Here is a 25,767-nt window from a genome sequence, read left to right as displayed (position 1 = left end):
GCGACCAGCCACACCCCGCCCGCACCCACCCATCGACATGAGGCACCGGACCCGAGCCGGAAGCTCAGCGAAGGGCAACGGAGGCCAGCGGAGGCCAGCGGAGGCCAACGAAATTCAGCGAAGGCCAGGGAAGGCCAGCGAAGGTCAGCGGTAGCGCCCTCGCGGGGAGGCAACCCCCCGCGCCCCTTCGTCCGCCGCGCCCCCCGCGCCCACCAACCCCGTCCGTACCTCCCGCAACCGCGGTGCGAACCGCCGCATCTCCCGCTGCCCCACCACCCCGATCACCTGCGGCAGATACCCCCGTACCCCCTGCATCCCGCGCAGCCACCACTGCGCGTACACATGCCCGCTGCGCCGCTCTATCCCGGCGACGATCCGGTCCACGGCCGGCCCCAGCGGGTACGTCTTGTTCGCCGGCCACGGCAGCCGCTGCCGCAACTCCCGCATCACCTCGTCCTGGTCGGCCCCGCGCACCATGTCCGTGTCGGTCCACGACAGATACGCGATCCCCACCCGCACGCCCTGGTGCCCGACCTCGGCCCGCAGCCCGTGCGCGTACGCCTCCACGCCCGACTTGGACGCGCAGTACGCCGTCATCATCGGCGCGGGCACGATCGCGGCGAGCGAGGCGACCTGGAGCAGATAGCCTCGGCTCTCCGTCAGCAGCGGCAGGAACGCCCGCGCGGTGACGGCCGATCCGATCAGATTGACCTCTATGACCCGCCGCCACGCGTCGGGGTCGGAGTCCGTGAACGGCCCCCCGGCGGCGACCCCGGCGTTGGCCACCACGATGTCGACCTTCCCGAACCGCTCCCCGACCTCCCCCGCGACCCTCGCCATCGCCTCGGGGTCGGTGACATCGGCGTGCCAGTACCCGCTCTCGCTGTGCAGCCGCCCGCAGACCCGCTCCAACGCGTCCGGCTCCAGCCCGACCAGCGCCACCTTCGCGCCCCGCGCCGACAGCTTGCGGGCGAGCAACTCCCCCACGCCCCGCGCCGCCCCGGTGACCACCGCGACCTGCCCCTCAAGGCTGACCCTGCTCATGCGCTCTCCTCGGCGTGCTCGGCGTGGTTCTCTGTCTCCGCCGGGACGAGATACGTCCCCACCAGTTCGCGGATACACCCCGCCACCAGCTCGGGTGCCTCCACCGGCGTCATATGACCCACCCCCGCCAACTCGACGAGCCCCACGCACCGCGGCAGCCCGGCGGCGATCGCCCGCGCGTGCACGGGAGGGGTGAGCCGGTCCCGGTCCCCGGCGACCACCATCACCGGCACCTCCAGCCGCCGTACGCCCTCGTCCAGGTCGAGCGAGTCCAGGACGTGCGACCAGGCGGCCCGCACCCGGCGCGGACAGGCGTGCACGATCCGCGCGCACACCTCCACCCGGTGCGGCGCGGAACCGGCGCCCATGGTGGCGTACTTGAGCACCGCCCGCGCCACCGGAGTGACCGGCCCCAGCGGGGCGCCCGACCCGAGGACCCGGCGGGTCAGCGCGGTCCGTACCCGGCCCGCCCGCAGCGGCACCACCGTGGCCTCGGCCACCAGCCGCGAACTGCCCGTGCTGCACAGCAGTACGGCCGCCGTACGCTCCCGGAACGCGGCCCGCCCCGCCGCCGCCATGACGGTCATCCCGCCCATGGAGTGCCCGGCGATCACGGCCCTCCGGCCCGGCTCAAGCGCCGCGTCCAGCACGGCCTCCAGATCGTCGGCGAGCGCCTCGGTGTCACAGCGGGCGCTCACCGGGCTGCGTCCGTGGCCCCGCTGGTCGTAGGCGACGACCCGGTGGTCGGCGGCCAGGGCGCGGATCTGGGCGGCCCAGAACGCGGTGGAGCAGGTCCAGCCGTGGGCGAGGACGACGGCGGGCGCGTCCTCGGGGCCGTGCACCTCCACATGCAGCCGCGCCCCGTCCGCCGACACGGCGGTCAGCTCCCGCACGGGCACCGGAGGCGCGTACGGTCCGGACACCGGAGGCGCATACGGTCCGGACACCGGAGGGGCGTACGGTGCGGACACCGCCCGCGTCAGCCGGCTCACGCGCTCACCTCGTCGTCGGCGGGAGCCCCCGCGGGAGCCGCCCCGGGAGCCGCCCCGGGAGCCGCCTCGTGAGCCGCCGCAGAGGCCGCCTCGGCCTGCGCGGGCGGGCGGGGCGCGCGCAGCACCGCGTACTCGCTCATCTCCACCCGCCGGGTCTCGCGCCGGAACTCGGCGGTGGTGCCCGGCCAGACGGTGGTGTTGCGGCCACCCGCATCGAGGTACCAGCTGGTGCAGCCGCCGGTGTTCCACACGGTCCGCTTCATCCGCTCCTGCACCCGCCGGTTCCAGCGGCCGACGGCGCTGGGGCGGGCGTCGAGGGCGACCCGGCCACCCAGCAGATCGAGTTGGCGCAGGTAGTCGGCGAGGTAGTTCAGCTGGGACTCGATCATCAGGATCATGGAGGAGTTCCCGAGGCCGGTGTTGGGCCCGATGACGGTCAGCAGGTTGGGGAACCCGGCGGCGGTGGCGCCGCGCAGCGCCTCCATGCCGCCCTGCCACGCCTCGGCGAGGGTGCGTCCGTCGGCGCCGACGACCCGCTCGGCGATCGGCAGGTCCGTGACGTGGAAGCCCGTACCGAAGACGATGGCGCCGACCTCGGTCTCCGTACCGTCCGCGGCGACCACGGTCGAGCCGCGCACCTCGCTCAGCCCGCTCGCGACCACGTCCACATTGGGGCGGGCGAGCGCCGGGTAGTAGGTGCTGGACAGCAGGATCCGCTTGCAGCCGATGCGGTAGTCCGGGGTGAGCTTGGCGCGCAGGGCGGGATCCTTGATGGCGCGGGCCATGTTCCGCTTCGCCAGCTTCTCCACGAACCCGAGTTGGTCGGGGTGCTTGGTGAACGCCTGGACCTGCATCTCCCGGATGCCCCACAGCAGTCCGCGCCGCAGTTGCGCGGTGACCGGGAGCCGCCGGTGCAGTCCGCGTTCGGCGCCGCTGATGGCCCGGTCGACCCGGGGCATCACCCACGGCGGGGTCCGCTGGAGGATCGTCAGCCGCTCCACCTGGGGCTGGATGGCGGGGACGATCTGGATGGCGGAGGCGCCCGTGCCGACCATCGCGACCCGTGTGCCGCGCAGGTCGTAGTCGTGATCCCAGCGGGCGGAGTGGAAGACCTTGCCGGGGAAGGAGCCGAGTCCGGGGATGTCCGGCACCTTGGGGTCGGACAGCGGGCCGGTGGCGGAGACGACGACATCGGCGGTGAGCGTGCCCGCGCCGGTCTCCACGATCCAGCGCAGCCCCTCGCCGTCCCAGGTCATCTTCGTGACCTCCGCGCCGAAGCGCAGGTGCGGGCGCAGCCCGAAGACATCGGCGACATGCTCCAGGTAGGCGCGGATGTGCTCCTGCCCGGAGAAGGTGCGCGGCCAGTCGGGGTGCGGCGCGAAGGAGAAGGAGTACAGGTGGGAGGGGACGTCGCAGGCGCAGCCCGGATAGCTGTTGTCGCGCCAGGTGCCGCCGACGCTGCCGGCCCGTTCCAGGACCACGAAGTCGGTGATCCCCTCGCGCCGCAGCCGTACGGCCGCCCCGAGGCCGCCGAAACCGGACCCGATCACGGCGACGCGCACATGCTCACGCCGGTCCTGTGCCTGCTGGGTGTCCTGAGCCATCTGGCCGCCTCCACGCGTCGCCCTGGAACTCGTCTAGCCCTGGTCCAGGCCCCGCCTGGACCTTGCCAGTGAATACTGGCGCAATGGGGAGCGTAGAGGAGGACCGTACCGACCGGTAGGGGTCGGGAGAGGGAAAGTTACCGCCGGTACGAATTAAGGTGCGAGCGTGGCAGAGACGGTCGAGACCCGTGAGTACCGCATGGACGAGCTGGCCCGGGCGGCCGGCATCACCGTGCGCACCCTGCGCTTCTACCGCGAGCGCAGACTGATCCCGCCGCCTCGCCGGGCGGGCCGTATCGCCTGGTACGACGACCACCACCTGGCCCGGCTGCGCACCATCGCCGCGCTGCTGGAGCGGGGCCACACGCTGAACGGCATCGCCGAGCTGGCCGAAGCCTTCGACCACGGGCGCGATGTCGCCGACCTGCTCGGCGTCGGCCCGCCCACCGAGGAGACCCCGGTCCGGCTCACCCCCGAGGAACTCGCCGACGCCTTCGCCGGGCAGGACACCCCGGAGAACCTCGCCGCCGCCCTGGACCTCGGCTACCTCGGCACCGACGGCGAGGACATCGTCCACATCAGCCGCCGCCTGCTGGACGTCTCCCGCGCCCTGGTCGCCGAGGGCATCCCGCTCTCGGAGGTCCTGGCGGCGGCGGGCCGCGTCCGCGAACACGCCGACGCCCTCGCGGCACTCTTCGCCGACCTCGTACTGCGCCACGCCCCCGAGGAGGACGTGCAACGCCTGCGCCCGCTCGCGAAGAGCGTGGTGGACGCGGAACTGTCCCTGGCGATGGACCGCCGCATCCGCAAGGACGGCGGGGAGAGCCGGGAGGCCCGGAAGAGCCAGGGAAGCCGGGGGAGTCAGGGGGGCCGGGCTGACCCGGGCTGACCCGGGCCGACCCGGGCCGACCCGGGCCGACCCGGGCGACAGACCCTAGCGGTCGTAGACGACCGTGACGGGCGCGTGGTCGGACCAGCGCTCGGCGTGGGTGGCGGCCCGCTCGACCAGCCCCTTCACGGCCTGGCGGGCGATCCCGGGGGTGGCCACGTGCAGATCGATCCGCCAGCCGGTGTCGTTGTCGAAGGCCCGCCCCCGGTAGGACCACCAGGCGTAGGGCCCCTCGACGTCGGGGTGGAGCGCCCGCATGACATCGACGTACCCGCCGGACCCGGCGTCGTAGACCTCGCTCAGCCACTCCCGTTCCTCGGGCAGGAACCCGGAGGCTTTGGTGTTGCCCCGCCAGTTCTTGAGGTCGGCCTTCTCGTGGGCGATGTTCCAGTCCCCGCAGACCAGCACCTCCCGCCCCTCGGCGGCGGCCCGCGCCCGGGTCTCCTTGAGGTACGGGAGGAACTCCGCCATGAACCGGTACTTCTCGTCCTGCCGCTCGGTGCCGACCTCGCCGGAGGGCAGATAGAGGGAGGCGACGGTGAGTCCGGGCAGATCGGCCTCGACGTAGCGCCCGCTGCCGTCGAACTCCCCCGAACCGAATCCGATCCGGACGTGATCCGGCTCACGCCGGGTGTAGAGGGAGACCCCGGCCCGCCCCTTGGCGGCGGCCGGCGCGTGCACCACGTGCCATCCCTCGGGCGCGCCCACGTGCGGGGGCAACTGCGCCGCCTCGGCCCGCACTTCCTGGAGACACACCACATCGGCGTCGGTGGCCGCCAGCCACTCCACGAAGCCCTTCTTCGCGGCGGCGCGCAGCCCGTTCACATTCACAGAGGTCACAGTGAGCACCCCGGCACCCTACCCGCGACCTGGACGAGATCCATTTCTCGATGACTGTCCGGCGAGGCTGAGGCACCCTTGCCTGGTGACCAGCATGAACATACGCCGCCGCCCCTTCGACCACCCCGACGCCGTCAAGCTCAACGACGAGGTCCAGGCCGAGTACGCCGAGCGCTACGGCGACACGGGCGACGCCAGCGTCCTGTCCCCCGAGGACTTCCGGCCCCCGCACGGCGTCTATCTGATCGCCTACGACGCCGCCGAGCGCCCCGTGGCCACCGGCGGCTGGCGCAGCCAGGACGAGAGCGACCGACCGGACGGGGGGTACGCGGACGGCGACGCCGAGCTGAAGCGCATGTTCGTCGTCCGAGACCAGCGCGGCCACGGCCTCGCCCGCCGGATCCTCGCCGCCCTGGAGGACGACGCCCGCGCGGCCGGCCGCACCCGCATGGTCCTGGAGACCGGCATCGCCCAGCCGGAGGCCATCGCCCTGTATCTGTCCAGCGGCTACGAGCCGTGCGAGAAGTTCGGCTACTACCGCCACTACGAGTCGAGCCGCTGCTACGCCAAGCCGCTCTGACGCCCGTCGTTGTCAGTGGCAGGCACTAGCGTCCAGGTGACTTTCCCTCGTTGTCCGTACGTCTGAGGAGCCGCGATGCCCGAACCGTCACCCGCGATGCCGGCGAAGGATCTGCGCACCCTGATACCGGAGTACGGGGACCTCGGCAGGGCGACCACCCTCCTCCGTCCGGAACCCGGTACCCCTGGTGTGCGGGAGAGTTCGCTGGGGGGCGGCTTGCTGTGGCCGGCGGAGGAGCCGTGGCCGTACTGCGCGCAGGAGGACCACTGGACGTACGGCTCCGACTGGCGCAACCGCACCGAGATCGTCCCAGGCGCGGTGCCGATGGTGCCGATCCTCCAGTTGTTCGCGCGGGACGTACCGGGGCTGGAGTTCCCGGCGGGCACGGATCTGCTCCAACTCGTGTGGTGCGCGCTGCTGCACGAGCAGGATCCGGGGCCGGTGATGCCGCGGCTGTACTGGCGCAACGAGGCGGAGGTCGTGGCCGGAGGGCTGCTGTCCGACCTCCCCGAGGTGGGCGAAGGGGAGTACGACGAGGACAACATGCCGGAGCCGTCCACGCTGACCCCGACGGTCGCGGAGGACTTCCCGAGATGGCTCGATCTGCCGCAGGACCTGTGGGAGACCTGGGAGCCCCGCCTCCGGACGCCGACGGGCGGCTCCGTGTGGCCGCCCGACTCCAACATCATCGGGACGAAGGTCGGCGGCTGGCCCGCCTGGACCCAGCCCGCCGACTGGCCGGACTGCGACAGCGGCCACCGCATGGAGCACCTGCTGACCATCACCGGCGACATACAGCTGGGCGACTGCGGCGGCGTCTACTTCTTCCACTGCCGCCGGTGCCCCGGTCTTCCCTGGGACTGGCGCTTCGACTGCCACTGACCGCCGACCGACCGACAACCGACAACCGACAACGGACCGGCAACCGACCGACCGCCGCACGACGCCAAAGAGCCCCGGCCGGATCTCCCGGCCGGGGCTCTGAGCTGCGGTGGACCTGTGGGGATTTGAACCCCAGACCCCCTCGATGCGAACGAGGTGCGCTACCAGACTGCGCCACAGGCCCTTGCAACGAGTGAAACCTTAGCACCCCGATCGCCGTGCCCGGAAATCCGTTCCGGAGGGGGTCCGCGCGGGCCTGAGCTGCGTCGGGACGACCCGGGCGGCGGCTCTCACTCGTTGGCGGCGCGTGGCCGGTCGCCGTCCTCGTACTGGTCGAACAGCGGGGTGCGGCCCCGCTCGCGGGCGCGGCGGGCCGAGGCGGCGCGGCGGGCGTCGGTGCGTCCGTCGCCGTCCGTCCGGTCCTCGTCGGTCTCCAGGTCCTCCGGCCTCTCGCCGGGCTCGTCGCCCGGCTCCTCCTGCGGTGCGACGGAACTCGACCGTGCCGAACTCCACGCGTCCGGCCCCGCGAGATCGACGTCGGCGGTCGCGCGGGGGGCCACCGGCGCGGTCACGTACGTCGGCAGCGGCACCGGCACCGGCTCCCAGCTCTCGCCCCGGCCGGGGCCACGCTGCCGCTCCCGCTGCTGATCGACCCACTCGGCGTGATCGGTCTGCTCCACCAGGGCCCGCCGGTCCGCCGCGAGCGCGGCCAGTTCGGGGTCCGGGCCGGGCTCGGAGTCGACCTCCGGCTCATCACTGTCGGTGATGCCGAGGGAGAGGGAGGCGGAGACGGAGGCGGACGGGGAACGTCGGGAGGGCTGGCGGCCCCGGGGGCGGTGCCCTCGGTCCCGGTCTCCGCTCCGGTCCCCGTCCCGGGAGTCTCGGGAGTCACGGCGGTCGCGGCCGTCGTGGTCCCCTCCGTCGTCCCCGTCGTCCATGGGCCAGTCGTCCGGGCCGCGGCGGCCCCGGTCCCGCAGCCGCTGCGCGGCCAACTCGGCCTGCCGCCGGTCCATCTGGTACGCGAAGCGGCGTCGCTCCTGGGAGCGCAGATAGACGATGTACCCGCTGAGCAGCAGCGCCGGGACTCCGGGCGCCCACAGGAACGCCAGCCCGCCCACGGCCGCGACGATCGCGCCCAGCGTGAACGCGAGGAAGAGCATCGTGGTCGTACGGCGACGGCGGGCGAGGACCTTCGAACGCCGGGCGCGTGCCGCGGCGGCCTCCGACCCCGGCGTGCGCCGCGCCCTCGGCACCGACGGCGCGAGGGGGGGCGAGAAGGAGGGGGCGTCGGACGGGGCGTCGGGGGTCGGCTCGGGGGCCGGACGGGTCGCCGGCCTGGGCACCATCGGCGCCTCCACCCGGGCCCGCTCCCGGGGGGCGGTCGGGGGCATGGCGAAGGCCCGGACGTCCACCGAATCGGTGACGACCGGGTCGAGCGCGGGCTCCCCCTCGTCGGTGGAGCGCGCTTGCAGGTCCTTGGCGTACCGGCGCTCCATGCCCGCCCGTCCGGACAGCAGCCGGATGGCGGTGCTGAAGCGTTCCGTCGGACGGGCCTCGTTCAGCTCGTCCTGCCTACGGAGCCACATCGGCACCAAGTAGGCGGCCCAGGCCCCGACAATGACTGCGTAGATGAGGCCGCTGCTGCTCACGCCCCAACCGTAGAGGGGATTGCATCAGGCCATCCGCCAATTGGGCCGGTGTGTCGCACGATCTGGCTGATATTTCGAACTTTTTTTGTGATCGATGGATCAGCACACCGGTCGGATCGCGAATTCAATGGTCGGGCACACGATCCGTAGCCGATTCATTTCGAACATTTATTCAATTTTCTCGGTGGATGTTCCACGGTCGGGCGGCGGCACCGCGCTGATCGGCGCCGGCACCGCGCTGATCGGCGGCGGCACCGCCCTCGGTTGCGGCTCCCGGCCGCTGGGCGCGGGTGCGGTGCCAGCGGGCGAGCAGGCCCTCCGGGACTTCCTCCGCCGTGAGCGCGTAGACGAGATGGTCGCGCCAGGCGCCGTCGATGTGGAGATAACGGGGTCTGAGACCTTCCTCACGGAATCCGAGTTTCTCCACCACCCGGCGGCTCGGGCCGTTCTCGGGCCGAATGCAGACCTCGATGCGGTGCAGGCCCATCGTGCGGAAACAGTGGTCCGTCACAAGCGCCACCGACGTCGGCATCACGCCACGTCCCGCCACCGACTGGTCCACCCAGTAGCCGATGTGCCCGGAACACATCGAGCCCCAGGTGATGCCCGCGACGGTCAACTGCCCGACCAGACGCCCCTCGTACTCGATGATGAACGGCAGCATCCGGCCGGCGTGCGCCTCGGAGCGCAGATGGCGGACCATCTGCCGGTAGGTGGGCCGGTGCACGATCGGCCCGCCCGGCGTGGGCGGCGGGATGGTCGCCTCCCAGGGGCGCAGCCAGTCCCGGTTGCGCCGGTTCACCTCGCGCCAGGCCCGCTGATCGCGCAGCTTTATCGGCCGGAGGGCGACCTCGTCGTCGACCAGCTCCACCGGCCAGGAAGGGCTGTTCAGCGGAGACCTCCGGCGTGTCTGGAGCTGTCGGTGTCATGGGGCGCGGCGGCCGGGGCCGGCCGGGGGTGCTCCCCGCTCGTCGGCCGGGGGTGGTCCCCGCCGCGGAGTTGGTCCACGGCGTGCCGCAACAGGGGTTCCAGGACGGCCAGTCCGTCCTTCACCCCGCCCGTGGAGCCGGGGAGGTTGACGATCAGTGTGCCGCCCGCGACCCCGGCGAGTCCGCGCGAGAGGGCGGCGGTCGGCACCGTGTCGCGGCCGTGGGCGCGGATGGCCTCGGCGATGCCCGGCACCTCGGTGTCGAGCACCGCCCGGGTGGCCTCGGGGGTGCGGTCGGTCGGGGAGACGCCCGTGCCGCCGGTCGTGACGATCACGTCGTAGCCCGCGCGCACGCCCTCGCGCAGGGCCGCCTCCACGGGGTCGCCGTCCGGTACGACCCGGGGGCCGTCGACGGTGAAGCCGAAGCGGGTGAGGCCCTCGGCGACCAGCGGGCCGCCCCGGTCCGCGTAGACCCCGGCGGCGGCGCGGTTGGACGCGGTGACGACCAGCGCGGCGTAGGGGGCGGTGAGCGCGGAACCGGCGGTGTGGTCGCCCGCGGGGGCGGGTGTAACGCCCTGGGCAGGCGTACCGCCGGGGGCGGGCGTACCGCCGGGCCCGGCCGCGTGCGGGGTGCCGGCGCTCACGATCGGCTCCAGTCGCCCGACGCGCCGCCCGTCTTCTCGTCCACCCGTACGTCCGTGATGACCGCTCCCTTGTCGACCGCCTTGACCATGTCGATCACGGTGAGCGCGGCGACGGAGACCGCGGTGAGGGCCTCCATCTCGACGCCCGTGCGGTCGGTGGTGCGGACCGTGGCGGTGATCTCCACGGCGTCGTCCACGACCGACAGATCCAGTCTCACACCTGACACCGCCAGCGGGTGGCACAGCGGGATCAGGTCGGGGGTGCGTTTGGCGCCCATGATGCCCGCGATGCGCGCGGTGGCGAGCGCGTCCCCCTTGGGCACGCCCTCCCCGCGCAGCAGCTCGACCACGCGCGGCGAGACCAGGACGCGCCCGCTCGCGCGGGCCGTGCGCGCCGTCACGTCCTTGTCCGAGACGTCGACCATCCGGGCGGCACCGGCGGCGTCGATATGGGTGAGTCGGTCCTGCGTGCTCATGGTGTGTGGCGCTCCCGGTCCGGGCCCGCCGCGGTGGGGCGCACGGGCCTGTTGTGCGCGACACGGTACCCCCACGGGGAGGGGTTCAGCGGAGCAGGACCACCTCGACCTCGCTGCCCGGCTCGACGGTCTCGACGTCCTCGGGGACGACGATCAGCGCGTCGGCGTGCGCGAGGGCGGCGATCAGATGGGAGCCGGCTCCGCCGACCGGGGTGACCGTACCGCCGGGGGCGTTCGCGCCAGGGGGGCCGGCGGGGGCTTCCGGTGCGTCCGTGTAGCTGCCGCGCAGGAACTGTCGGCGTCCCTTCGGCGAGGTCAGCGCCTTCGGGGAGACCAGCTTCGCGCGGGTGCGGGGCCGGTGGATGTCGTCCAGGCCCATCAGGGTGCGGATCGCGGGGCGGACGAACACCTCGAAGGAGACGTACGACGACACCGGGTTGCCGGGGAGTGCCAGCAGCGGGGTGTGGTCGGGGCCGATGGAGCCGAAGCCCTGGGGTCTGCCGGGCTGCATGGCGAGCTTGCGGAACTCGATGCCGCTGCCCGCCTCGTCCGCGTCGGCGACATGCTCCAGGGCCTCTTTGACGACGTCGTAGGCGCCGACGCTGACACCGCCGGTGGTGACCATGAGGTCGGCGCGGACGAGCTGGTCCTCGATGGTGGTGCGCAGGGTGTCCGCGTCGTCGGCGACGGCGCCCACGCGGTAGGCGATGGCTCCGGCGGCGCGGGCGGCGGCGGTGAGGGCGAAGCTGTTGGAGTCGTAGATCTGGCCGCCGCGGAGCTGTTCGTCGGGCTGGACGAGTTCGCTGCCGGTGGACATCACCACCACGCGCGGGCGCGGGCGGACCCGGACGGTGCCGCGGCCGATGGCGGCGAGGAGGGCGATCTGGGGGGCGCCGAGGACCGTGCCCGCCGCGAGCGCGCGGTCTCCGGCCCGTACGTCGCTGCCCTTGGCGCGCACATGCGCGCGGGGCGGCGCGGAGCGGTGGACGAGCACCTGTCCGGCGGCGCCCTCGGGGGCCAGGCTGCGGGCGCGCATCCCGGTGACGGGGCCCGCGCCGAGGCCGCCGTCGGTCCATTCGACGGGGACGACCGTCTCGGCGCCGGGCGGCAGCGGGGCGCCGGTCATGATGCGGGCGGCCTGCCCCGGGCCGACGTGCACCAGCTCGGCCTCGCCCGCCGCGACGTCCCCGACGACCTCCAGGGCGGCCGGGAACTCCTCGCTCGCGCCCGTGATGTCCGCGACCCGTACCGCGTACCCGTCCATCGAGCTGTTGTCGAACGGGGGCAGGGACACCGGCACCGTGACGTCCTCGACCAGGACGCAGCCCTGGGCGTCGAGCAGTTGCAGCTCGATCGGGTCGAGGGGGCGGACGGTGGCGAGGATGTCCTCCAGGTGTTCGTCCACCGACCAGAGGTGCTCCTGGTCGGCGGCGCGGGGCGCGGCGGTGCTCAAGTGGCTACATCTCCTCGGTGACGTAACTGCGGAGCCAGGCCCGGAAGTCCGGTCCCAGGTCTTCACGTTCGCACGCGAGTCTGACAATGGCACGCAGGTAGTCGCCACGGTCTCCGGTGTCATAGCGGCGGCCCTGGAAGACGACGCCGTGCACCGGGCCGCCGACCTTCTCGTCCTGGGCGAGTTGCTGGAGGGCGTCGGTGAGCTGGATCTCGCCGCCGCGGCCGGGCTCGGTCTTGCGCAGTATGTCGAAGACGTGCGGGTCGAGGACGTAGCGGCCGATGATGGCGTAGCGGGACGGCGCGTCGGCGGCGGCGGGCTTCTCCACCAGGTCGTGGACCTTGACCACGTCGTTCTCGGCGGTGGGGTCGACGGCCGCGCAGCCGTAGAGGTGGATCTGTTCGGGGGCGACCTCCATGAGCGCGACGACGCTGCCGCCGTGCTGCGCGTGGACGTCGATCATGCGCTGGAGCAGGGGGTCGCGCGGGTCGATGAGGTCGTCGCCGAGGAGGACCGCGAAGGGTTCGTCACCGACGTGCGGCGCGGCGCACAGCACCGCGTGGCCGAGGCCCCTGGGGTCGCCCTGGCGGACGTAGTGCATGGTCGCGAGGTCGCTGGACTCCTGCACCTTGGCCAGTCGCTCGGCGTCGCCCTTCTTCTGCAGGGCGGACTCCAGCTCGTAGTTGCGGTCGAAGTGGTCCTCAAGGGGGCGCTTGTTGCGGCCCGTGACCATGAGGACGTCGTCCAGACCGGCGGAGACGGCCTCCTCGACCACGTACTGGATCGCGGGCTTGTCGACGACCGGCAGCATCTCTTTGGGGGTGGCCTTGGTCGCGGGCAGAAACCGGGTGCCGAGACCTGCTGCGGGGATGACAGCCTTGCTGATCCTGGGGTGCGACTGAGTCATGGCCGCAACCTTATCCGGTGGCTTTGGCGGGAATCTGCGACTCCAGCCCCTTGGTTGCCATATGAGAACATTTAAGACGATACGGAAACAGCGGGTGAGTCACATCGCAGGTAAGACGGACTCTGACAAGCGAAGGTTGCGCCGGGATCTCCTCTCGGTAAGGCGCGGGTTGCCGGCGGATGTCGTACGGGACCGGGGCCGGGCGCTGGCCGAGCGCGCCCTCGACCTGCCCGAGCTGGCGCGGGCGCGGACGGTGGCGGCGTACGTCTCCGTCGAGACCGAACCCGGCACCGTCGCCCTGCTGGACGCGCTCTGCGCGCGCGGCGTGCGGGTACTGCTCCCCGCGCTGCTCCCGGACCACGATCTGGACTGGGGCGCCTACACCGGCGAGGGCTCCCTCGCGCGCGTGCGGCACGGCGGCAGGATGGCGCTCTTCGAACCGGCCGGTGACCGGCTCGGCCCGGACGCCGTGACGGACGCGGACGTGGTGCTGCTGCCGGGCCTCGCCGTGGACGCGCGCGGGATGCGGCTCGGGCGCGGCGGAGGCTCGTACGACCGGGTCCTCGCCCGGCTGGAGCGCTCCGGCGCCCGGCCCGCGCTGGTGGTGCTGCTCTACGACGCGGAGGTGCTGGAGCGGGTGCCGACGGAAGCGCACGACCGGCCGGTGCAGGCCGTGGTGACTCCGTCGGGGGTCCGCCGGTTCCCGGGGGCCTGAGATCCCGTTACCGCCGGGTCGTCCGGTCCGCGAAAAGGCCCCCCACGCGCGTGGGGGGCCTTTCGGCTGTCTGTGACGGTGCTGCTCGGTGACGGTGCTGCTCGGTGACGGCGGTCGGTGACGGCGGTCGGTGAGGGTGCCCGGCCGACCGGTCGACGGGTCGACCTGCCGACGGGCCGTCAGCCGCCGTTCGCGGGCATCAGGACGAGCGTGTCGCTGGTGCTCTCGTCCACCGCCTTCTCGGTGAACGCCCAGGGCAGCAGCTCACCGGCGACCCACTTCTCCGTCTGGTCGGTGTAGTGCGCGCTGTAGGCGTGCCCCGAGGCACCGCTGAGGTTGATCCACTTCGACTTGTCGAGGTCGTCGAGGTTGACCACCATGCGCATCGACGGCACCCAGACGACGCCGTAGCCGCCCGCCGCGTTCCAGCCGGTCGCGTTGACCGTGGCCTCGCCGCCGCCGATCTTCCACGGGCCGCGGTTGAGCATGTACCGGAGGAAGCCGGGGCCCTCGGTGCCGAGCGTCTGGTTCTCCAGGAACAGCCGGTGCAGCCGGCCCCAGCTCCAGGAGTCGATGTCCTTGCCGAGCTTGGCGGTCAGCTCCCAGCGGGCGTCGATCATCGCGCGCTTGAACAGGTCGTCCCGGTTGTCGGCGGCGGGGCGCCCGCTGCCCGACTCGGGCGTGGTCCACCAGTCGCTGTCCGGCTTCTCCATCAGCTTGCGGACCACCTCGAACCAGCGGTCGCCGCCGTCCGGCTGGGCCTGTTCGGCGTCGCGCTGGCCGCACTCGCGCACCTTGCGGTCGTCGTCCACCGGACCGGTGTTCTCGACCGGGTCGACGTACAGGCACTGGCCCTTGACCCGGAGTTCCTTGGGCAGCTTGTGGCCGAAGGCGAGCTTGAGGATGTTGCGCCAGGTCGCGTTGAAGTAGGCCGCCGCTGCCGAGTCCGCGTCCTGGGTGTAGTCCCAGCCCTCCAGCAGCTTCTGCGCCTCGCGGACGTCCTTGTCCTCGACGTCGATCTTCAGCAGGGTGGGCACCAGCAGCCGGGCGATCTCGCTGCTGCTGTCCATCTGCATCTGCCGCATGTCCTCGGTGGAGATCTTGCCGTCGCCCTTGATCTTCGACTCGATCAGGTCGGTGATCCGCTGGCTGCGGGTGCCGTAGCCCCAGTCCGTGGTCAGGGTGTGCGGGTAGTCCTCGGCGTCCACGACGGCCTGGTTGGCGGTGACGACGTAGCCGCGCTCGGGGTCGTACTCGTAGGGCAGTTCGTCCTGCTCGATGTAGTCGGTCCAGCGGTGCTCGGGGTCCCAGCCGGGCTGCGGGATCGAGCCGTCCACGCCCTCCGGGCGGGTGGGGATCCTGCCGGGCAGCGTGTAGCCGATGTGGTTCTCGGTGTCGGCGTAGACGAGATTCTGGGAGGGCACGTCGAACAGGGCCGCCGCCTCGCGGAAGTCCTCCCAGCCGGTCGCCTTGTTCATCTCGAAGACGGCGTCCATGGAGGTGCCCGGGTCCAGCGCGGTCCAGCGCAGCGAGATGCCGTAGCCGTCGCCGCGGTCGGGCGCGGAACTCTCGACCGTGGCCTTTCTGCCGACCTTGACGAGTTCGCCGGCCCGGTCGGACAGCAGCGGGCCGTTGTTGGTCTCGCGCACCACGATCTTCTTGGAGTCGCCGCCCGCGATCTCGATGGTCTCCTCGCGGGTGGTGAACGGCTTGACCTTGCCGTCGTACAGATAGCCCTCGCCGGTGAGCTTCTGGAGGTAGAGGTCGGTGACGTCGACGCCGGAGTTGGTCATGCCCCAGGAGATGTCCTGGTTGTGGCCGATGACCACGCCGGGCATGCCCGCGAAGGTGTAGCCGCTGACGTCGTACTGGCAGCTCTTGGAGACCTTCCGGCAGTGCAGGCCCATCTGGTACCAGACCGACGGCAGCGAGGCCGTCAGGTGCGGGTCGTTGGCCAGCAGGGGCTTGCCGGTGATGGTGTGCTCGCCGCCGACGACCCAGGAGTTGGAGCCGATGCCGTTGCCGTTGACGCCGACGGCCTCGGGGAGGTTGTCCAGGAGGTCGTAGAGGCCCGAGAGCTGGGTCTGGAGGCCCGAGGAGTCGGTGCCGGTGCCTACGCCCGTCCCTGTGCCGGTGCCTGTGCCGGTGTCTGTGCCTACGTCGGTGCCGGTGCCGGTGCCTGTTCCGGTGTCCGTGCCCGTGTCCGTGCCCACGCCGCCCAGGCCGGTGCCGGTGCCCTGGCCTGTGCCGGAGCCGCCCTCACCGCCGTCGAAGGTCCGGGTCAGCTCGTCGTACTGACCCTCCTGGACGATCGCCTTGTTGCGGTCGTACGGGTACTGCGGGTAGAGGTCGGCGATCTGCTGCGGGCCCAGCCGGCTGGTCATCAGGGCGCGGTCGATCTCGTCCTGCATGTTGCCGCGCAGGTCCCAGGCCATCGCCTTCAGCCACGCCAGCGAGTCCACCGGGGTCCACTGCGTCGGCTTGTAGTCGTTGGTGAAGCCGAGCGCCGCGTACTCCAGGGAGATGTCCTTGCCGTCCTTGCCCGCCAGATACGCGTTGACCCCCTTGGCGTACGCCTGGAGGTACTTCTTCGTCTCGTCGGAGAGCGTGGACTCGTACTCCTTCTTCGCCACCCGGTCCCAGCCCAGGGTGCGCAGGAATTCGTCGTTCTCGACCTGGCTCTCACCGAACATCTCCGACAGCCGGCCGGAGGTCATGTGCCGGCGCACGTCCATCTCGTAGAACCGGTCCTGCGCCTGCACGAAGCCCTGCGCCATGAACAGGTCCGCGTCGGAGGAGGCATAGATCTGCGGGATGCCGTGACCGTCGCGCTTGACGTCCACCGGCCCCGACAGCCCTTCCAGGGTCAGCTCGCCCGTCGTCTGCGGAAAGGAGGCCCGGACCGTACTGATGGTCCAGTACGCCCCGAAGGCGAGGCCGCCGACGATCGCCAGCACCAGGACCAGCACGAACAGGCGGGCCTTGCGTCCCTTCTTCCTGCCGGACTTCCGACCCGTTGTGGCGGTGGTGTTGGAGGGCATCGCTGTCCTTGCTGTCCTAACGCGAGCGGCAGGCGGTCCTGGAGTGCTGGAGCAACCATAGGCGCAGGGCCTGGGAGCACTTGACGCGGATCGGTGATCGAGCGCGCACGAGCGTTCGATCTTGTCGCGGGGGACGTCAAGAAAGCGTCAAGAGTTAGGTAAGGTAACGAAGTAGTTGGACGCGCGGTTCCGTACTTCGTGTCCTATGTACGGGTCTGCTCACACGCGTGACGCGCGCGTGGGCCAGGGAAGGGAACGGCCGCTGACTGTCCACGACCTCAACGAACTCCTGCTCGTCTGCTCGCTCGTCCTGCTCGTCGCCGTCGCAGCGGTCCGGATCTCCTCGCGCAGCGGGCTCCCCAGCCTGCTCGTGTACCTGGGCATCGGCGTCGCCATGGGCCAGGACGGCATCGGCGACATCCAGTTCGACAACGCCGAGCTGACCCAGGTCATCGGCTACGCGGCCCTCGTCGTGATCCTGGCCGAGGGCGGTCTCGCCACGACGTGGAAGGAGATCAGACCGGCCCTGCCCGCCGCCTCCGCGCTCGCGCTGGCCGGTGTCGCGGTGAGCGTGGGGGTCACAGCCACGGCCGCGCACTTCCTGGTCGGCCTCGACTGGCGCCAGGCACTGATCATCGGGGCCGTGGTGTCCTCCACGGACGCCGCCGCGGTCTTCTCCGTGCTGCGCAAGGTGCCGCTCCCCGCGCGCGTGAAGGGCACGCTGGAGGCCGAGTCGGGGTTCAACGACGCCCCCGTCGTCATCCTGGTCGTCGCCTTCTCCTCCGCCGGTCCGATCGAGCACTGGTACGTACTGCTGGGCGAGATAGCGCTGGAGCTGGTCATCGGCGCCGCGATCGGCCTCGCCGTCGGCTTCCTCGGCGCCTGGGGCCTGCGCCATGTGGCGCTGCCCGCCTCCGGTCTCTACCCGATCGCCGTCATGGCCATCGCCGTGGCCGCGTACGCCGCCGGCGCGATGGCGCACGGCAGCGGGTTCCTCGCCGTGTACCTGGCCTCCATGGTGCTGGGCAACGCCCGGCTCCCCCACGCGCCCGCCACCCGCGGCTTCGCCGACGGGCTCGGCTGGATCGCCCAGATCGGCATGTTCGTGCTGCTCGGACTGCTCGTCACCCCGCACGAACTGGGCGACGACATCCTGCCCGCGCTGGTCATCGGGCTGGTCCTGACGATGGTGGCGCGACCGCTGAGCGTGGTGCTGTGTCTGGTGCCGTTCCGGGTGCCCTGGCAGGAGCAGGCGCTGATGTCCTGGGCCGGACTGCGCGGTGCCGTGCCCATCGTCCTGGCGACCATCCCCATGGTGAACGGGGTCGACGGCAGCCAGACCATCTTCAACATCGTCTTCGTGCTGGTCGTCGTCTACACCCTCGTGCAGGGGCCGACCCTGCCGTGGCTGGGCCGGGTGCTGCGGCTGGGCGAGACGGCGGAGGCGGCGGACCTCGGCATCGAGTCGGCGCCGCTGGAGCGGCTGCGCGGCCATCTGCTGTCCGTCGCGATCCCCGGCGGCTCCCGGATGCACGGCGTCGAGGTGGGCGAGCTGCGGCTGCCCGCGGGCGCCGCCGTCACCCTCGTCGTACGCGACGGGAAGTCCTTCGTACCGCTGCCCACGACGGTGCTGCGGCGAGGTGACGAGCTGCTGGTCGTCGCGACGGACCCGGTCCGGGACGCGGCGGAGGCCCGGCTGCGGGCCGTGGGCCAGGGCGGCAAGCTGGCCGGATGGCTCGGGGCGAACGGGACGGCCGCGCGGGCGATCGTCACGAGATCGCGGCGCTGAGCGGGGCGGCTCAGGGTGTCCCGTGGCCCCGCTGCCCGTGGCCCGTGTCTCGTGGCCCGTGGCCCGTGGCCCGTGGCCCGTGTCTCGCGGCCCGTGGCCCGTGTCTCGTACCGGCAGGTGGGGGCAGGCGGGTCTTCCTAGTACGATTAGGGCGGACCTGATCGAACCGACTCTGCCTGACGCAGAGCTGGCGCGACCGTATGGCGGCCGGGACGTCTCCTGAGTGGATGCCGGTATCTACCGCAGTTCCGCGCAAGAGGACAGCTCTCGGCGCCCCCGTGCGGGTGCCACCAGGCGGCAGAAAGGCACGGGCCGTGGTGTCCACGGTCACCGACGAGCCGTCGAAGAACACACCGGAATCCGCCCGCCCTGGATACGGCAGCCTGCTGCGCACCCGTGGCGTCTGGGCCTTCCTGCTCCCCGGCTTCGCGGCACGCCAGCCGTTCGCGATGCTGACCATCTCCATCGTGCTGCTGGTGCAGCACACCACCGGCTCGTACGGCGCGGCCGGTGCCGTCGCCGCCGTCACCGGTGTCTCCATGGCGCTCTTCGCGCCCTACAGCGGACGCCTCGCCGACCGCCTCGGCCAGCGCGCGGTCCTGCTCCCCGGCGTCCTGGTACACACCCTGTCGGGCCTGACCCTGACCGTGCTGGCCCTCTCCGACGCGCCCCTGTGGGCGCTGTTCGCGGCGGCCGTGCCCACGGGTGCGTCGGTGCCGCAGATCGGCCCCATGGTCCGGTCCCGCTGGGCGGCGAAGCTCCAGGGCACGCCCCTGATGAGTACGGCGGCGGCCTTCGAGTCGGTCACCGACGAGCTGACCTTCGTCCTCGGCCCACTGCTCGCGACCGCGCTGTGCACGACCGTCGACCCTGCCGCGGGCCTGATCGCCGAGGCGTCCCTGACCCTGGTCGGCGGTCTGCTGTTCGCCGCGCAGAAGGGCACCCAACCCACGGTGTCCCCCCGGGGGCAGGCCCGCGTGGAGCAGGTGTCCGCGCTGCGGATCCCCGGTGTGCGGGTGCTGATCGTGGCCTTCCTGGGCATCGGTTCGGTCTTCGGCGGCATGCAGGTCTCGCTGGCGGCGTTCACCGAGTCGATCGACCGACCGGGCCTGAACGGCGTCCTCTACGGCACCTTCGCCGCGGGCAACATGCTCGCCGGTGTCGCGTGCGGCGCCATCGCCTGGAAGTCGGCCCCGCAGCACCGGCTGGTCGCCGGTTACGCGGCTCTCGCGCTGACCGCGTCCGGGCTGTGGGCCGCGCAGTCGGTCGTACTGCTGGCCGGCCTCGGCCTGCTGGTCGGCATGAGCATCGCGCCCGCGCTGATCACCGGCTACACCCTGGTCGACGGGCTGGTCCCGGCCGGGGCCCGCACCGAGGCGTTCACCTGGCTGACCGGCGCCGTGGCGCTGGGGCAGGCGGCGGCCGTGACGGTCGCCGGACAACTGGAGGACCGTCTGTGGGACGGCGCCGGGTTCCTGGTGCCGATGGGCGGTACGGTGCTGGCGCTGCTGACGGTCGTGGCCCTGCGTTCCGCTCTGGCGGCCCGCCCCCAGAGCCGTACCGTCGCGCGTGGCGTGGGTCACCGCGAGCCGGTCGCAGTGGACTGATCCCGAGGAATACGTCACTATGGACCGTCGTTAGCACTCATCGAGTGAGAGTGCCAGGAGGAAGACCAGTGCCGACCTACCAGTACCAGTGCACCGAGTGCGGCGAGGGCCTTGAGGCGGTGCAGAAGTTCACCGACGACGCCCTGACCGAGTGCCCCAACTGCGGTGGCCGCCTCAAGAAGGTGTTCTCCGCGGTGGGCATCGTCTTCAAGGGCTCGGGTTTCTACCGCAACGACAGCCGCGGCTCGTCGTCCAGCAGCGCGCCGGCGGCGAAGTCGGCCTCGGGGTCCTCGACGGACGGTAAGTCGTCGTCCTCGTCGTCTTCCTCGTCTTCCTCGTCCTCGGACTCCTCGTCCTCCTCTTCCTCGGAGAAGAAGTCTTCCGCTTCGTCCTCCGGGTCGAAGTCGTCGGGCTCCAGTTCGTCCGCCGGTAGTTCGGCGGCGTAACTCCTCTTCGCCGTACCCCGTCGCCCCGTCGCCCCGCCGTTCGTCGCGCGGGGCGGCGGGGTGTTCGGCGTTCCCGGGGCACGCGGCGGTCCTTCGTGAGCGGCGGCCGGCGTGCCGGGCATGGCTGATGTGCTGGGCATGGCTTGTGTGCTGGGCATGGCTAGTGTGCTGGGCATGGAGAACGCAGAGATCGGTGTAATCGGCGGTTCCGGCTTCTACTCGTTCCTCGACCAGGTGACCGAGGTCCAGGTCGACACCCCGTACGGGGCGCCCAGTGACTCCCTCTTCCTCGGCGACATCGGCGGCCGAAGGGTCGCGTTCCTGCCCCGTCACGGACGCGACCACCGGCTGCCGCCGCACCGGATCAACTACCGGGCCAACCTGTGGGCCCTGCGGTCGGTCGGCGTGCGCCAGGTCCTCGGCCCGTGCGCGGTGGGCGGTCTGCGCCCCGAGTACGGGCCGGGCACCCTGCTGGTCCCCGACCAACTGGTGGACCGTACGAAGGCCCGGACCCAGACGTACTACGACGGGCTGCCGCTGGCCGACGGAACCGTGCCGAACGTGGTCCATGTGTCCCTCGCCGACCCCTACTGCCCGGTCGGCCGCTCGGCCGCGCTGAAGGCCGCGCGCGGACGGGACTGGGAACCGGTGGACGGGGGCACGCTGGTCGTGGTCGAAGGGCCGCGCTTCTCCACCCGCGCGGAGTCGCTGTGGCACCGGGCGCAGGGCTGGTCGGTGGTCGGCATGACCGGCCACCCGGAGGCCGTGCTCGCCCGTGAGCTGGAACTCTGCTACACCTCGCTGACGCTGGTGACCGACCTGGACGCGGGCGCCGAGACCGGCGAGGGCGTCTCCCACGAGGAGGTGCTGAGGGTGTTCGCGGCCAACGTGGACCGGCTGCGGGGGGTGCTCTTCGACACGGTGGGCGGGCTGCCGGCGAGCGGGGAGCGGGAGTGTCTGTGCACGACGGCGTTGAGTGGGGCGGAGCCGGGGATCGTGTTGCCGTAGGCGGGGTGGGGTGCCGGGGAGGTTGAAGAAACGTCTCGGCGGGGTGGAACTCCTCATTCGGGTGGCGGAGTTGTCCACAACCGGGGAGTAGGACACGGGGCTCGGCGGAGATCGGCGAAAAGCCTCATCGTGGGGGGTCCAGCCGGTTCCTTCGCAGGTGGTGAGCACCGTGTCGCTCGTTCCTCCCGTTCGTCCTGTTCCACCCGTTCCTCGTGTTCCTCCTGTTCGTCCCGTTCCTCGCGTCCCTCCCGTTCCTCCTCCGACTCCGTCCCGTGCGGGTCCGTCAGGTCCGTCAGGTCCGTCAGGTCCGTCAGGTCCGTCAGGTCCGTCAGGGGGTGATGTGCCGCCGCCGTGCGAGGTGCCGCAGTTCGCGCCCGTGCGGGTGCGCGGTGGACGCTGTCGGCTGAGCCGGAGCCGACTCGTACGACACCGCGGGCGGGCCCTGGCGGTGGGTCTCGTCGTCACGGCGGCGCTGGTGGCGGCGGGCCCCCGGGAGCCTGCGGAGACGGATGGCGGGCCGCCGCGTGAACGGGCCGGGGCGCCGCCGAGGAAGGTGACCGCGCCGGTGCGGATCGCGGACGCCGCGACGGTCCGGCTGCTGCGCCCCGGCGACCGGGTCGATGTCATCGCCGCGCGGGAGACCGCGACCGGCGGCGGGGACGCGCGCGTGGTGGCGCGGGGCGCGCTGGTGACCGAGGTGCCGAAGCCCCTGGACGGGCCCGGGGAGGGAGCCTCGGCGGAATCCGCGGCGGGCGGGGCGCTGGTGCTGCTGTCGGTCCCCCGGGCCACGGCGGCGGTCCTGGTCGGGGCGGGTACGACGGCCAGTCTGGCGGTGACCCTGTGCTGATCCACGCCCCGCAGGGGCCACTCACACCCGTGTCAAGTCGCTCGATCGAGGGATGGGATTGGACAGGATGGCGGCACCCTGACGTAGGTTGCGGAGCGGTCCATTCCCCTATGTGCGTGTGTGAAGGAAGGCTCCGAGGTGAGCGAGAAGAAGGATCCGGGTCTCTGGGACGGCTTCAAAGCCTTCCTGATGCGCGGGAACGTCGTCGATCTGGCAGTCGCGGTGGTCATCGGCGCCGCCTTCACCAACATCGTCAACTCGGTGGTGAGGGGTGTCATCAACCCGCTGGTCGGAGCGATCGGCACCCAGAACCTGGACAGCTACAGCTCCTGTCTGAAGGGCCCGTGCCAGAAGGCGGCCGACGGTACGGTCTCCAGCGGTGTGATGATCCTTTGGGGCTCGGTCCTTGGCTCCGCGCTGAGCTTCGTGATCACAGCCGCGGTGGTCTACTTCCTGATGGTCCTGCCGATGGCGAAGTACCTGGCCCGGCAGGAAGCCCGCCGCAAGGCGAAGGAGGGCACAGCGGAGATCATCGAGCTGACCGAACTGGAGGTCCTCAAGGAGATCCGCGACGAACTGGTGGCCCAGCGCGGTGCGGGCGGCTCCGGCGGATCCGGCGGCGTGGGCGGTACCGGTGGATCCGGCGGTACGGGGCGCGGGGAAGGCTAGCTCGCGCGGTTCGGCGGGTCCCGGGGACGCGAGGCTCTGTCGCGCGAGGCCCTGTCGCGCGGGTCCCCGGGGCGTGTATCCCGGAAGCACGGCTCCGCGGGGCACGGCCCCCCGGGGCGCGCGGTGCGGCTCAGAGGTGGTGGGGCGGCTTCTCGTCGAGGAAGCGGCGCAGGTCGTCGGCGCTGCTGCTCTCCGAGCCCGCCCGGTCACCCCAGCCCCGGTCCGTGTCGTCCGAGGACGGGGTGTCCAGCGGGTCGTCGAAGACCAGCGCGGGCCTCGGGGCGCGGGGCTCGGGTTCGGGGGCGGTCGTCATGCCTCCAGCGTACGGCCCCGGCCCCCGTCCCCCTCGCGAACGTCCGCGCAGGAGATTCCCGAGGGGATCTGTTCTGCTGGGAATCATGACCTCCAGCTCACCCCCGCCGACGGCCCCCTCGGGCCCGGCGGAGCCCCGTGGGCCCCTGCGGCGGCTCACCGCGCGAGGACGCGGCGAGGAGCATCGCGCCTCGACCCCGCTGGAGCTGTTCTTCGACCTGTGTTTCGTGGTCGCGGTGGCCCAGGCCGGGGTGCAGTTGGTGGACGCGCTCGCCGAGGGGCGGGTCGGCGAGGGGATCCTGAACTACGCGATGGTGTTCTTCGCCGTGTGGTGGGCCTGGATGAACTTCACCTGGTTCGCCTCGGCGTACGACAACGACGACGTGCTGTACCGCGTGGTGACCCTGGTGCAGATCGCGGGGGTGCTGGTACTCGCCGCCGGTGTCTCGCGCGCCTTCGACCAGCATGACTTCGTGCTGGTCTGGCTCGGCTACGCGATCATGCGGGTGGCGATGGCGTCCCAGTGGCTGAGAGCGGCGCGGGACGCGGCCGGGGAGGAGCGGCGCTGCGCCCTGCGGTACGCGATCGGGATCCTGGTGTGCCAGATCGGCTGGCTGGGGCTGGTGTTCCTGCCGGAGTCGGCGCGCTCCTGGGTGTTCCTGGTGATGGTGGTCGCGGAGCTGAGCGTTCCGCTGTTCGCGGAGCGCGGTTTCGCCAGTCCGTGGCATCCGCGTCATATCGCCGAGCGGTACGGGCTGTTCACCATCATCGTGCTGGGTGAGTCGGTCGCCGCGGCGACGGTCGCCGTGAAGTCCGGTGTGGATGTGAACGCGGCGGTGGCCACGCTGCTGCCCATCGCGGCGGGCGGCCTGCTGATCGTGTTCGCGGCCTGGTGGATCTACTTCGCCGTCCCGATCCACGGCCATCTGCGGGGCAACAGACAGGCGTTTCTATGGGGCTACGGCCACTACCTGATCTTCGCCTCGGCGGCGGCGATCGGCGGCGGTCTGGAGGTGACGATCGAGCAGGCCGTCCATGAGGCCGACCTCTCCACCCTGGCCGCGTCGGCGGCGGTGACCCTGCCGACGGCGCTGTACCTGCTGGCGGTGTGGGCGCTGCACTCCCGCCACTTCAAGATGGGCATCACCGAGCATCTGGTCCTCCCGGTGGCGGCCCTGCTGGTCATCGGCTGCACGTTCTGCGGGACGTGGGCCGTACTGGCGGCGGGCGTGGTGATGACGCTGGCGGTGGTGGCCGGGGAGACGCTGGCGCTGCGGAGACCGGGGCGGGGCCGGGGTCCGGCTCAGCTGTCCGAGGCGCGGTGAGCCCCTGGTCGCGGGGCGGGTGGGGCGAGACTGGGGGGCATGACAGTGGACGCTCTGACGGATGTGGCCGGTGTGCGGGTGGGGCACGCGACGTGTGACGGGGAGGGCTGGCTGACGGGGACGACGGTCGTGCTCGCGCCCGAGGGCGGGGCGGTCGTCGCGGTGGATGTGCGCGGCGGCGGGCCCGGCACCAAGGAGACCGACGCGCTCGACCCCCGCAATGTGGTGCAGCGGGTCGAGGCGATCGTGCTGACGGGCGGCAGCGCGTACGGGCTCGACGCGGCGTCGGGGGTGATGGCCTGGCTGGAGGAGCGCGGGCGCGGGGTGCGGGTGGGCCCGGATCCGCGGCATGTGGTGCCGGTCGTGCCCGCCGCGTGCATCTTCGACCTGGGGCGCGGTGGTGACTTCCGGGCGCGGCCCGACGCGGCGACCGGGCGGGCGGCGGTGGAGGCCGCGGCGGCGAGCGGGCCGGGTGCGGCGGTGGCCGAGGGGGTCGTCGGGGCCGGGACGGGCGCCTCGGTGGGTCATCTGAAGGGCGGGGTGGGCACGGCGAGCACGGTGACGGAGTCGGGGTTCACGGTGGCGGCGCTGGTGGTGGCCAACGCGGCGGGCGAGGTGATGGATCCGCGGACGGGGGTGATGTACGGGGAGTTGTACGGGGGCCGGGTGGTCTATCCGAGCGCGGAGGTCCATGAGGCGGCGGCCCGGAGCATCGCCGAGGCCGCGGCGCGCAACACCCTGCCGCCGCTGAACACCACGCTGGCGGTGGTCGCCACGGACGCGGACCTGTCGAAGGCGCAGGCCCAGAAGCTCGCGGGCACGGCGCATGACGGCATCGCCCGCGCGGTGCGCCCCGTCCACCTCCTGAACGACGGCGACACGGTCTTCGCCCTCGCCACGGCCGACCGCCCGCTGCCCCCGAAGCGGCCCCTCACCCTCAATGAACTCCTCGCCGCGGCGGCGGACACGGTGACCCGGGCGATCACCCGGGCGGTGCGCGCGGCGACCCCGGTGGCCGGACCGGGCGGCCTCTGGCCCTCGTACACCGAGCTGTACGGCACCCGGAACTGACGGGTCCGCACCCCCTCCCACCCCGGCGTTTGTCCCGGTTCTGTCACGC

At 72.2% G+C, this 25,767-nt stretch carries 24 protein-coding genes and 1 tRNA gene; 12 read left to right on the top strand and 13 right to left on the bottom strand.

The annotated features are described in order from the left end of the window. Positions 1-144 precede the first annotated feature (144 nt). The 3 genes from ACIQNG_RS16030 to ACIQNG_RS16020 form a co-directional block, all read right to left on the bottom strand. Positions 145-1,044 (bottom strand): SDR family oxidoreductase, encoded by a 900-nt coding sequence (locus ACIQNG_RS16030; protein WP_401485457.1) that lies wholly within the window; start codon positions 1,042-1,044, stop codon positions 145-147. Beyond that, positions 1,041-1,967, bottom strand: a complete 927-nt coding sequence (locus ACIQNG_RS16025; RefSeq protein WP_401485455.1) for an alpha/beta fold hydrolase — start codon at positions 1,965-1,967, stop codon at positions 1,041-1,043. The genes ACIQNG_RS16030 and ACIQNG_RS16025 overlap by 4 nt, the downstream gene beginning before the upstream one ends. 65 nt (positions 1,968-2,032) lie before the next feature. Further along, positions 2,033-3,640 carry a flavin-containing monooxygenase gene (locus ACIQNG_RS16020; protein WP_401485454.1) on the bottom strand — a complete coding sequence of 536 codons (1,608 nt, stop codon included), beginning with the start codon at positions 3,638-3,640 and terminating at the stop codon, positions 2,033-2,035. Positions 3,641-3,839: 199 nt separating this feature from the next. Between ACIQNG_RS16020 and ACIQNG_RS16015 the strand changes: the two genes are divergently transcribed. Then, entirely contained in the window at positions 3,840-4,529 is a 690-nt protein-coding gene (locus tag ACIQNG_RS16015) for a MerR family transcriptional regulator (RefSeq protein ID WP_401485706.1), read from the top strand. 45 nt (positions 4,530-4,574) lie between these two features. Here the strand turns inward: ACIQNG_RS16015 and ACIQNG_RS16010 are convergent, their stop codons facing one another. Continuing rightward, positions 4,575-5,369, bottom strand: coding sequence for an exodeoxyribonuclease III (locus ACIQNG_RS16010; protein ID WP_401434663.1), 795 nt, complete (start codon positions 5,367-5,369; stop codon positions 4,575-4,577). 94 nt (positions 5,370-5,463) lie between these two features. On the opposite strand from ACIQNG_RS16010, the gene ACIQNG_RS16005 reads away from it, so the two are divergent. After that, positions 5,464-5,949 carry a GNAT family N-acetyltransferase gene (locus tag ACIQNG_RS16005; protein WP_401485704.1) on the top strand — a complete coding sequence of 162 codons (486 nt, stop codon included), beginning with the start codon at positions 5,464-5,466 and terminating at the stop codon, positions 5,947-5,949. Positions 5,950-6,024: 75 nt separating this feature from the next. Beyond that, on the top strand, positions 6,025-6,831 hold the full coding sequence (locus tag ACIQNG_RS16000; protein WP_401434121.1) for a hypothetical protein: 807 nt from the start codon (positions 6,025-6,027) through the stop codon (positions 6,829-6,831). A gap of 110 nt (positions 6,832-6,941) precedes the next feature. Here ACIQNG_RS16000 and ACIQNG_RS15995 read toward each other — a convergent pair. The 7 genes from ACIQNG_RS15995 to galU form a co-directional block, all read right to left on the bottom strand. After that, a tRNA-Ala gene (locus ACIQNG_RS15995) sits at positions 6,942-7,015 on the bottom strand. A 106-nt stretch (positions 7,016-7,121) separates the two neighbouring features. Continuing rightward, positions 7,122-8,480, bottom strand: coding sequence for a hypothetical protein (locus ACIQNG_RS15990; protein WP_401485452.1), 1,359 nt, complete (start codon positions 8,478-8,480; stop codon positions 7,122-7,124). Positions 8,481-8,652: 172 nt separating this feature from the next. Continuing rightward, on the bottom strand, positions 8,653-9,351 hold the full coding sequence (locus tag ACIQNG_RS15985) for a GNAT family N-acetyltransferase (RefSeq protein ID WP_401485450.1): 699 nt from the start codon (positions 9,349-9,351) through the stop codon (positions 8,653-8,655). 17 nt (positions 9,352-9,368) lie between these two features. Further along, the gene (locus ACIQNG_RS15980) at positions 9,369-9,917 is read right to left on the bottom strand and encodes a molybdenum cofactor biosynthesis protein B (protein WP_401434658.1); all 549 of its coding nucleotides are present in this window, start codon (positions 9,915-9,917) and stop codon (positions 9,369-9,371) included. A 131-nt stretch (positions 9,918-10,048) separates the two neighbouring features. After that, a complete protein-coding gene (moaC, locus tag ACIQNG_RS15975; protein WP_401434114.1) occupies positions 10,049-10,528 on the bottom strand; it encodes a cyclic pyranopterin monophosphate synthase MoaC in 480 nt (159 codons plus the stop codon). Positions 10,529-10,613: 85 nt separating this feature from the next. Continuing rightward, entirely contained in the window at positions 10,614-11,981 is a 1,368-nt protein-coding gene (glp, locus tag ACIQNG_RS15970) for a gephyrin-like molybdotransferase Glp (RefSeq protein WP_401485448.1), read from the bottom strand. Between the two features lie 4 nt (positions 11,982-11,985). Then, positions 11,986-12,888 (bottom strand): UTP--glucose-1-phosphate uridylyltransferase GalU, encoded by a 903-nt coding sequence (galU, locus tag ACIQNG_RS15965; protein ID WP_401434110.1) that lies wholly within the window; start codon positions 12,886-12,888, stop codon positions 11,986-11,988. A 61-nt stretch (positions 12,889-12,949) separates the two neighbouring features. Between galU and ACIQNG_RS15960 the strand changes: the two genes are divergently transcribed. Further along, on the top strand, positions 12,950-13,603 hold the full coding sequence (locus tag ACIQNG_RS15960) for a 5-formyltetrahydrofolate cyclo-ligase (RefSeq protein ID WP_401485446.1): 654 nt from the start codon (positions 12,950-12,952) through the stop codon (positions 13,601-13,603). 179 nt (positions 13,604-13,782) lie between these two features. Here the strand turns inward: ACIQNG_RS15960 and ACIQNG_RS15955 are convergent, their stop codons facing one another. Then, complete coding sequence (locus ACIQNG_RS15955; protein ID WP_401485444.1) at positions 13,783-16,644, bottom strand: penicillin acylase family protein; 2,862 nt, start codon at positions 16,642-16,644, stop codon at positions 13,783-13,785. A gap of 205 nt (positions 16,645-16,849) precedes the next feature. Here ACIQNG_RS15955 and ACIQNG_RS15950 point away from each other — a divergent pair, with 205 nt between their 5' ends. From ACIQNG_RS15950 to mscL, 6 genes are all read left to right on the top strand, one after another. Continuing rightward, positions 16,850-18,433, top strand: coding sequence for a potassium/proton antiporter (locus ACIQNG_RS15950; RefSeq protein WP_401428669.1), 1,584 nt, complete (start codon positions 16,850-16,852; stop codon positions 18,431-18,433). 314 nt (positions 18,434-18,747) lie between these two features. Beyond that, positions 18,748-20,040, top strand: a complete 1,293-nt coding sequence (locus ACIQNG_RS15945) for an MFS transporter (protein ID WP_401428667.1) — start codon at positions 18,748-18,750, stop codon at positions 20,038-20,040. 68 nt (positions 20,041-20,108) lie between these two features. Further along, a complete protein-coding gene (locus tag ACIQNG_RS15940; protein WP_401428665.1) occupies positions 20,109-20,486 on the top strand; it encodes an FmdB family zinc ribbon protein in 378 nt (125 codons plus the stop codon). Between the two features lie 174 nt (positions 20,487-20,660). Continuing rightward, positions 20,661-21,494: an S-methyl-5'-thioadenosine phosphorylase gene (locus ACIQNG_RS15935; protein ID WP_401485442.1), complete on the top strand. Its 834-nt coding sequence runs from the start codon at positions 20,661-20,663 to the stop codon at positions 21,492-21,494. 340 nt (positions 21,495-21,834) lie between these two features. Continuing rightward, positions 21,835-22,341: a hypothetical protein gene (locus ACIQNG_RS15930; protein WP_401485440.1), complete on the top strand. Its 507-nt coding sequence runs from the start codon at positions 21,835-21,837 to the stop codon at positions 22,339-22,341. Between the two features lie 138 nt (positions 22,342-22,479). After that, a complete protein-coding gene (mscL, locus tag ACIQNG_RS15925) occupies positions 22,480-23,010 on the top strand; it encodes a large conductance mechanosensitive channel protein MscL (RefSeq protein WP_401485438.1) in 531 nt (176 codons plus the stop codon). A gap of 130 nt (positions 23,011-23,140) precedes the next feature. Here the strand turns inward: mscL and ACIQNG_RS15920 are convergent, their stop codons facing one another. Continuing rightward, positions 23,141-23,323, bottom strand: a complete 183-nt coding sequence (locus ACIQNG_RS15920; RefSeq protein ID WP_401485437.1) for a hypothetical protein — start codon at positions 23,321-23,323, stop codon at positions 23,141-23,143. A gap of 85 nt (positions 23,324-23,408) precedes the next feature. Here ACIQNG_RS15920 and ACIQNG_RS15915 point away from each other — a divergent pair, with 85 nt between their 5' ends. Both ACIQNG_RS15915 and ACIQNG_RS15910 read left to right on the top strand, forming a co-directional pair. Continuing rightward, a complete protein-coding gene (locus tag ACIQNG_RS15915) occupies positions 23,409-24,647 on the top strand; it encodes a low temperature requirement protein A (RefSeq protein ID WP_401428650.1) in 1,239 nt (412 codons plus the stop codon). 39 nt (positions 24,648-24,686) lie between these two features. Next, positions 24,687-25,718 (top strand): P1 family peptidase, encoded by a 1,032-nt coding sequence (locus tag ACIQNG_RS15910; protein ID WP_401485435.1) that lies wholly within the window; start codon positions 24,687-24,689, stop codon positions 25,716-25,718. The last annotated feature ends 49 nt before the right edge of the window (positions 25,719-25,767 follow it).

Origin of the sequence: Streptomyces sp. NPDC091377 (genome assembly GCF_044757045.1) — a bacterium.
Lineage (GTDB): Bacteria > Actinomycetota > Actinomycetes > Streptomycetales > Streptomycetaceae > Streptomyces.
This window is presented reverse-complemented; position numbering and strand designations above follow the sequence as displayed.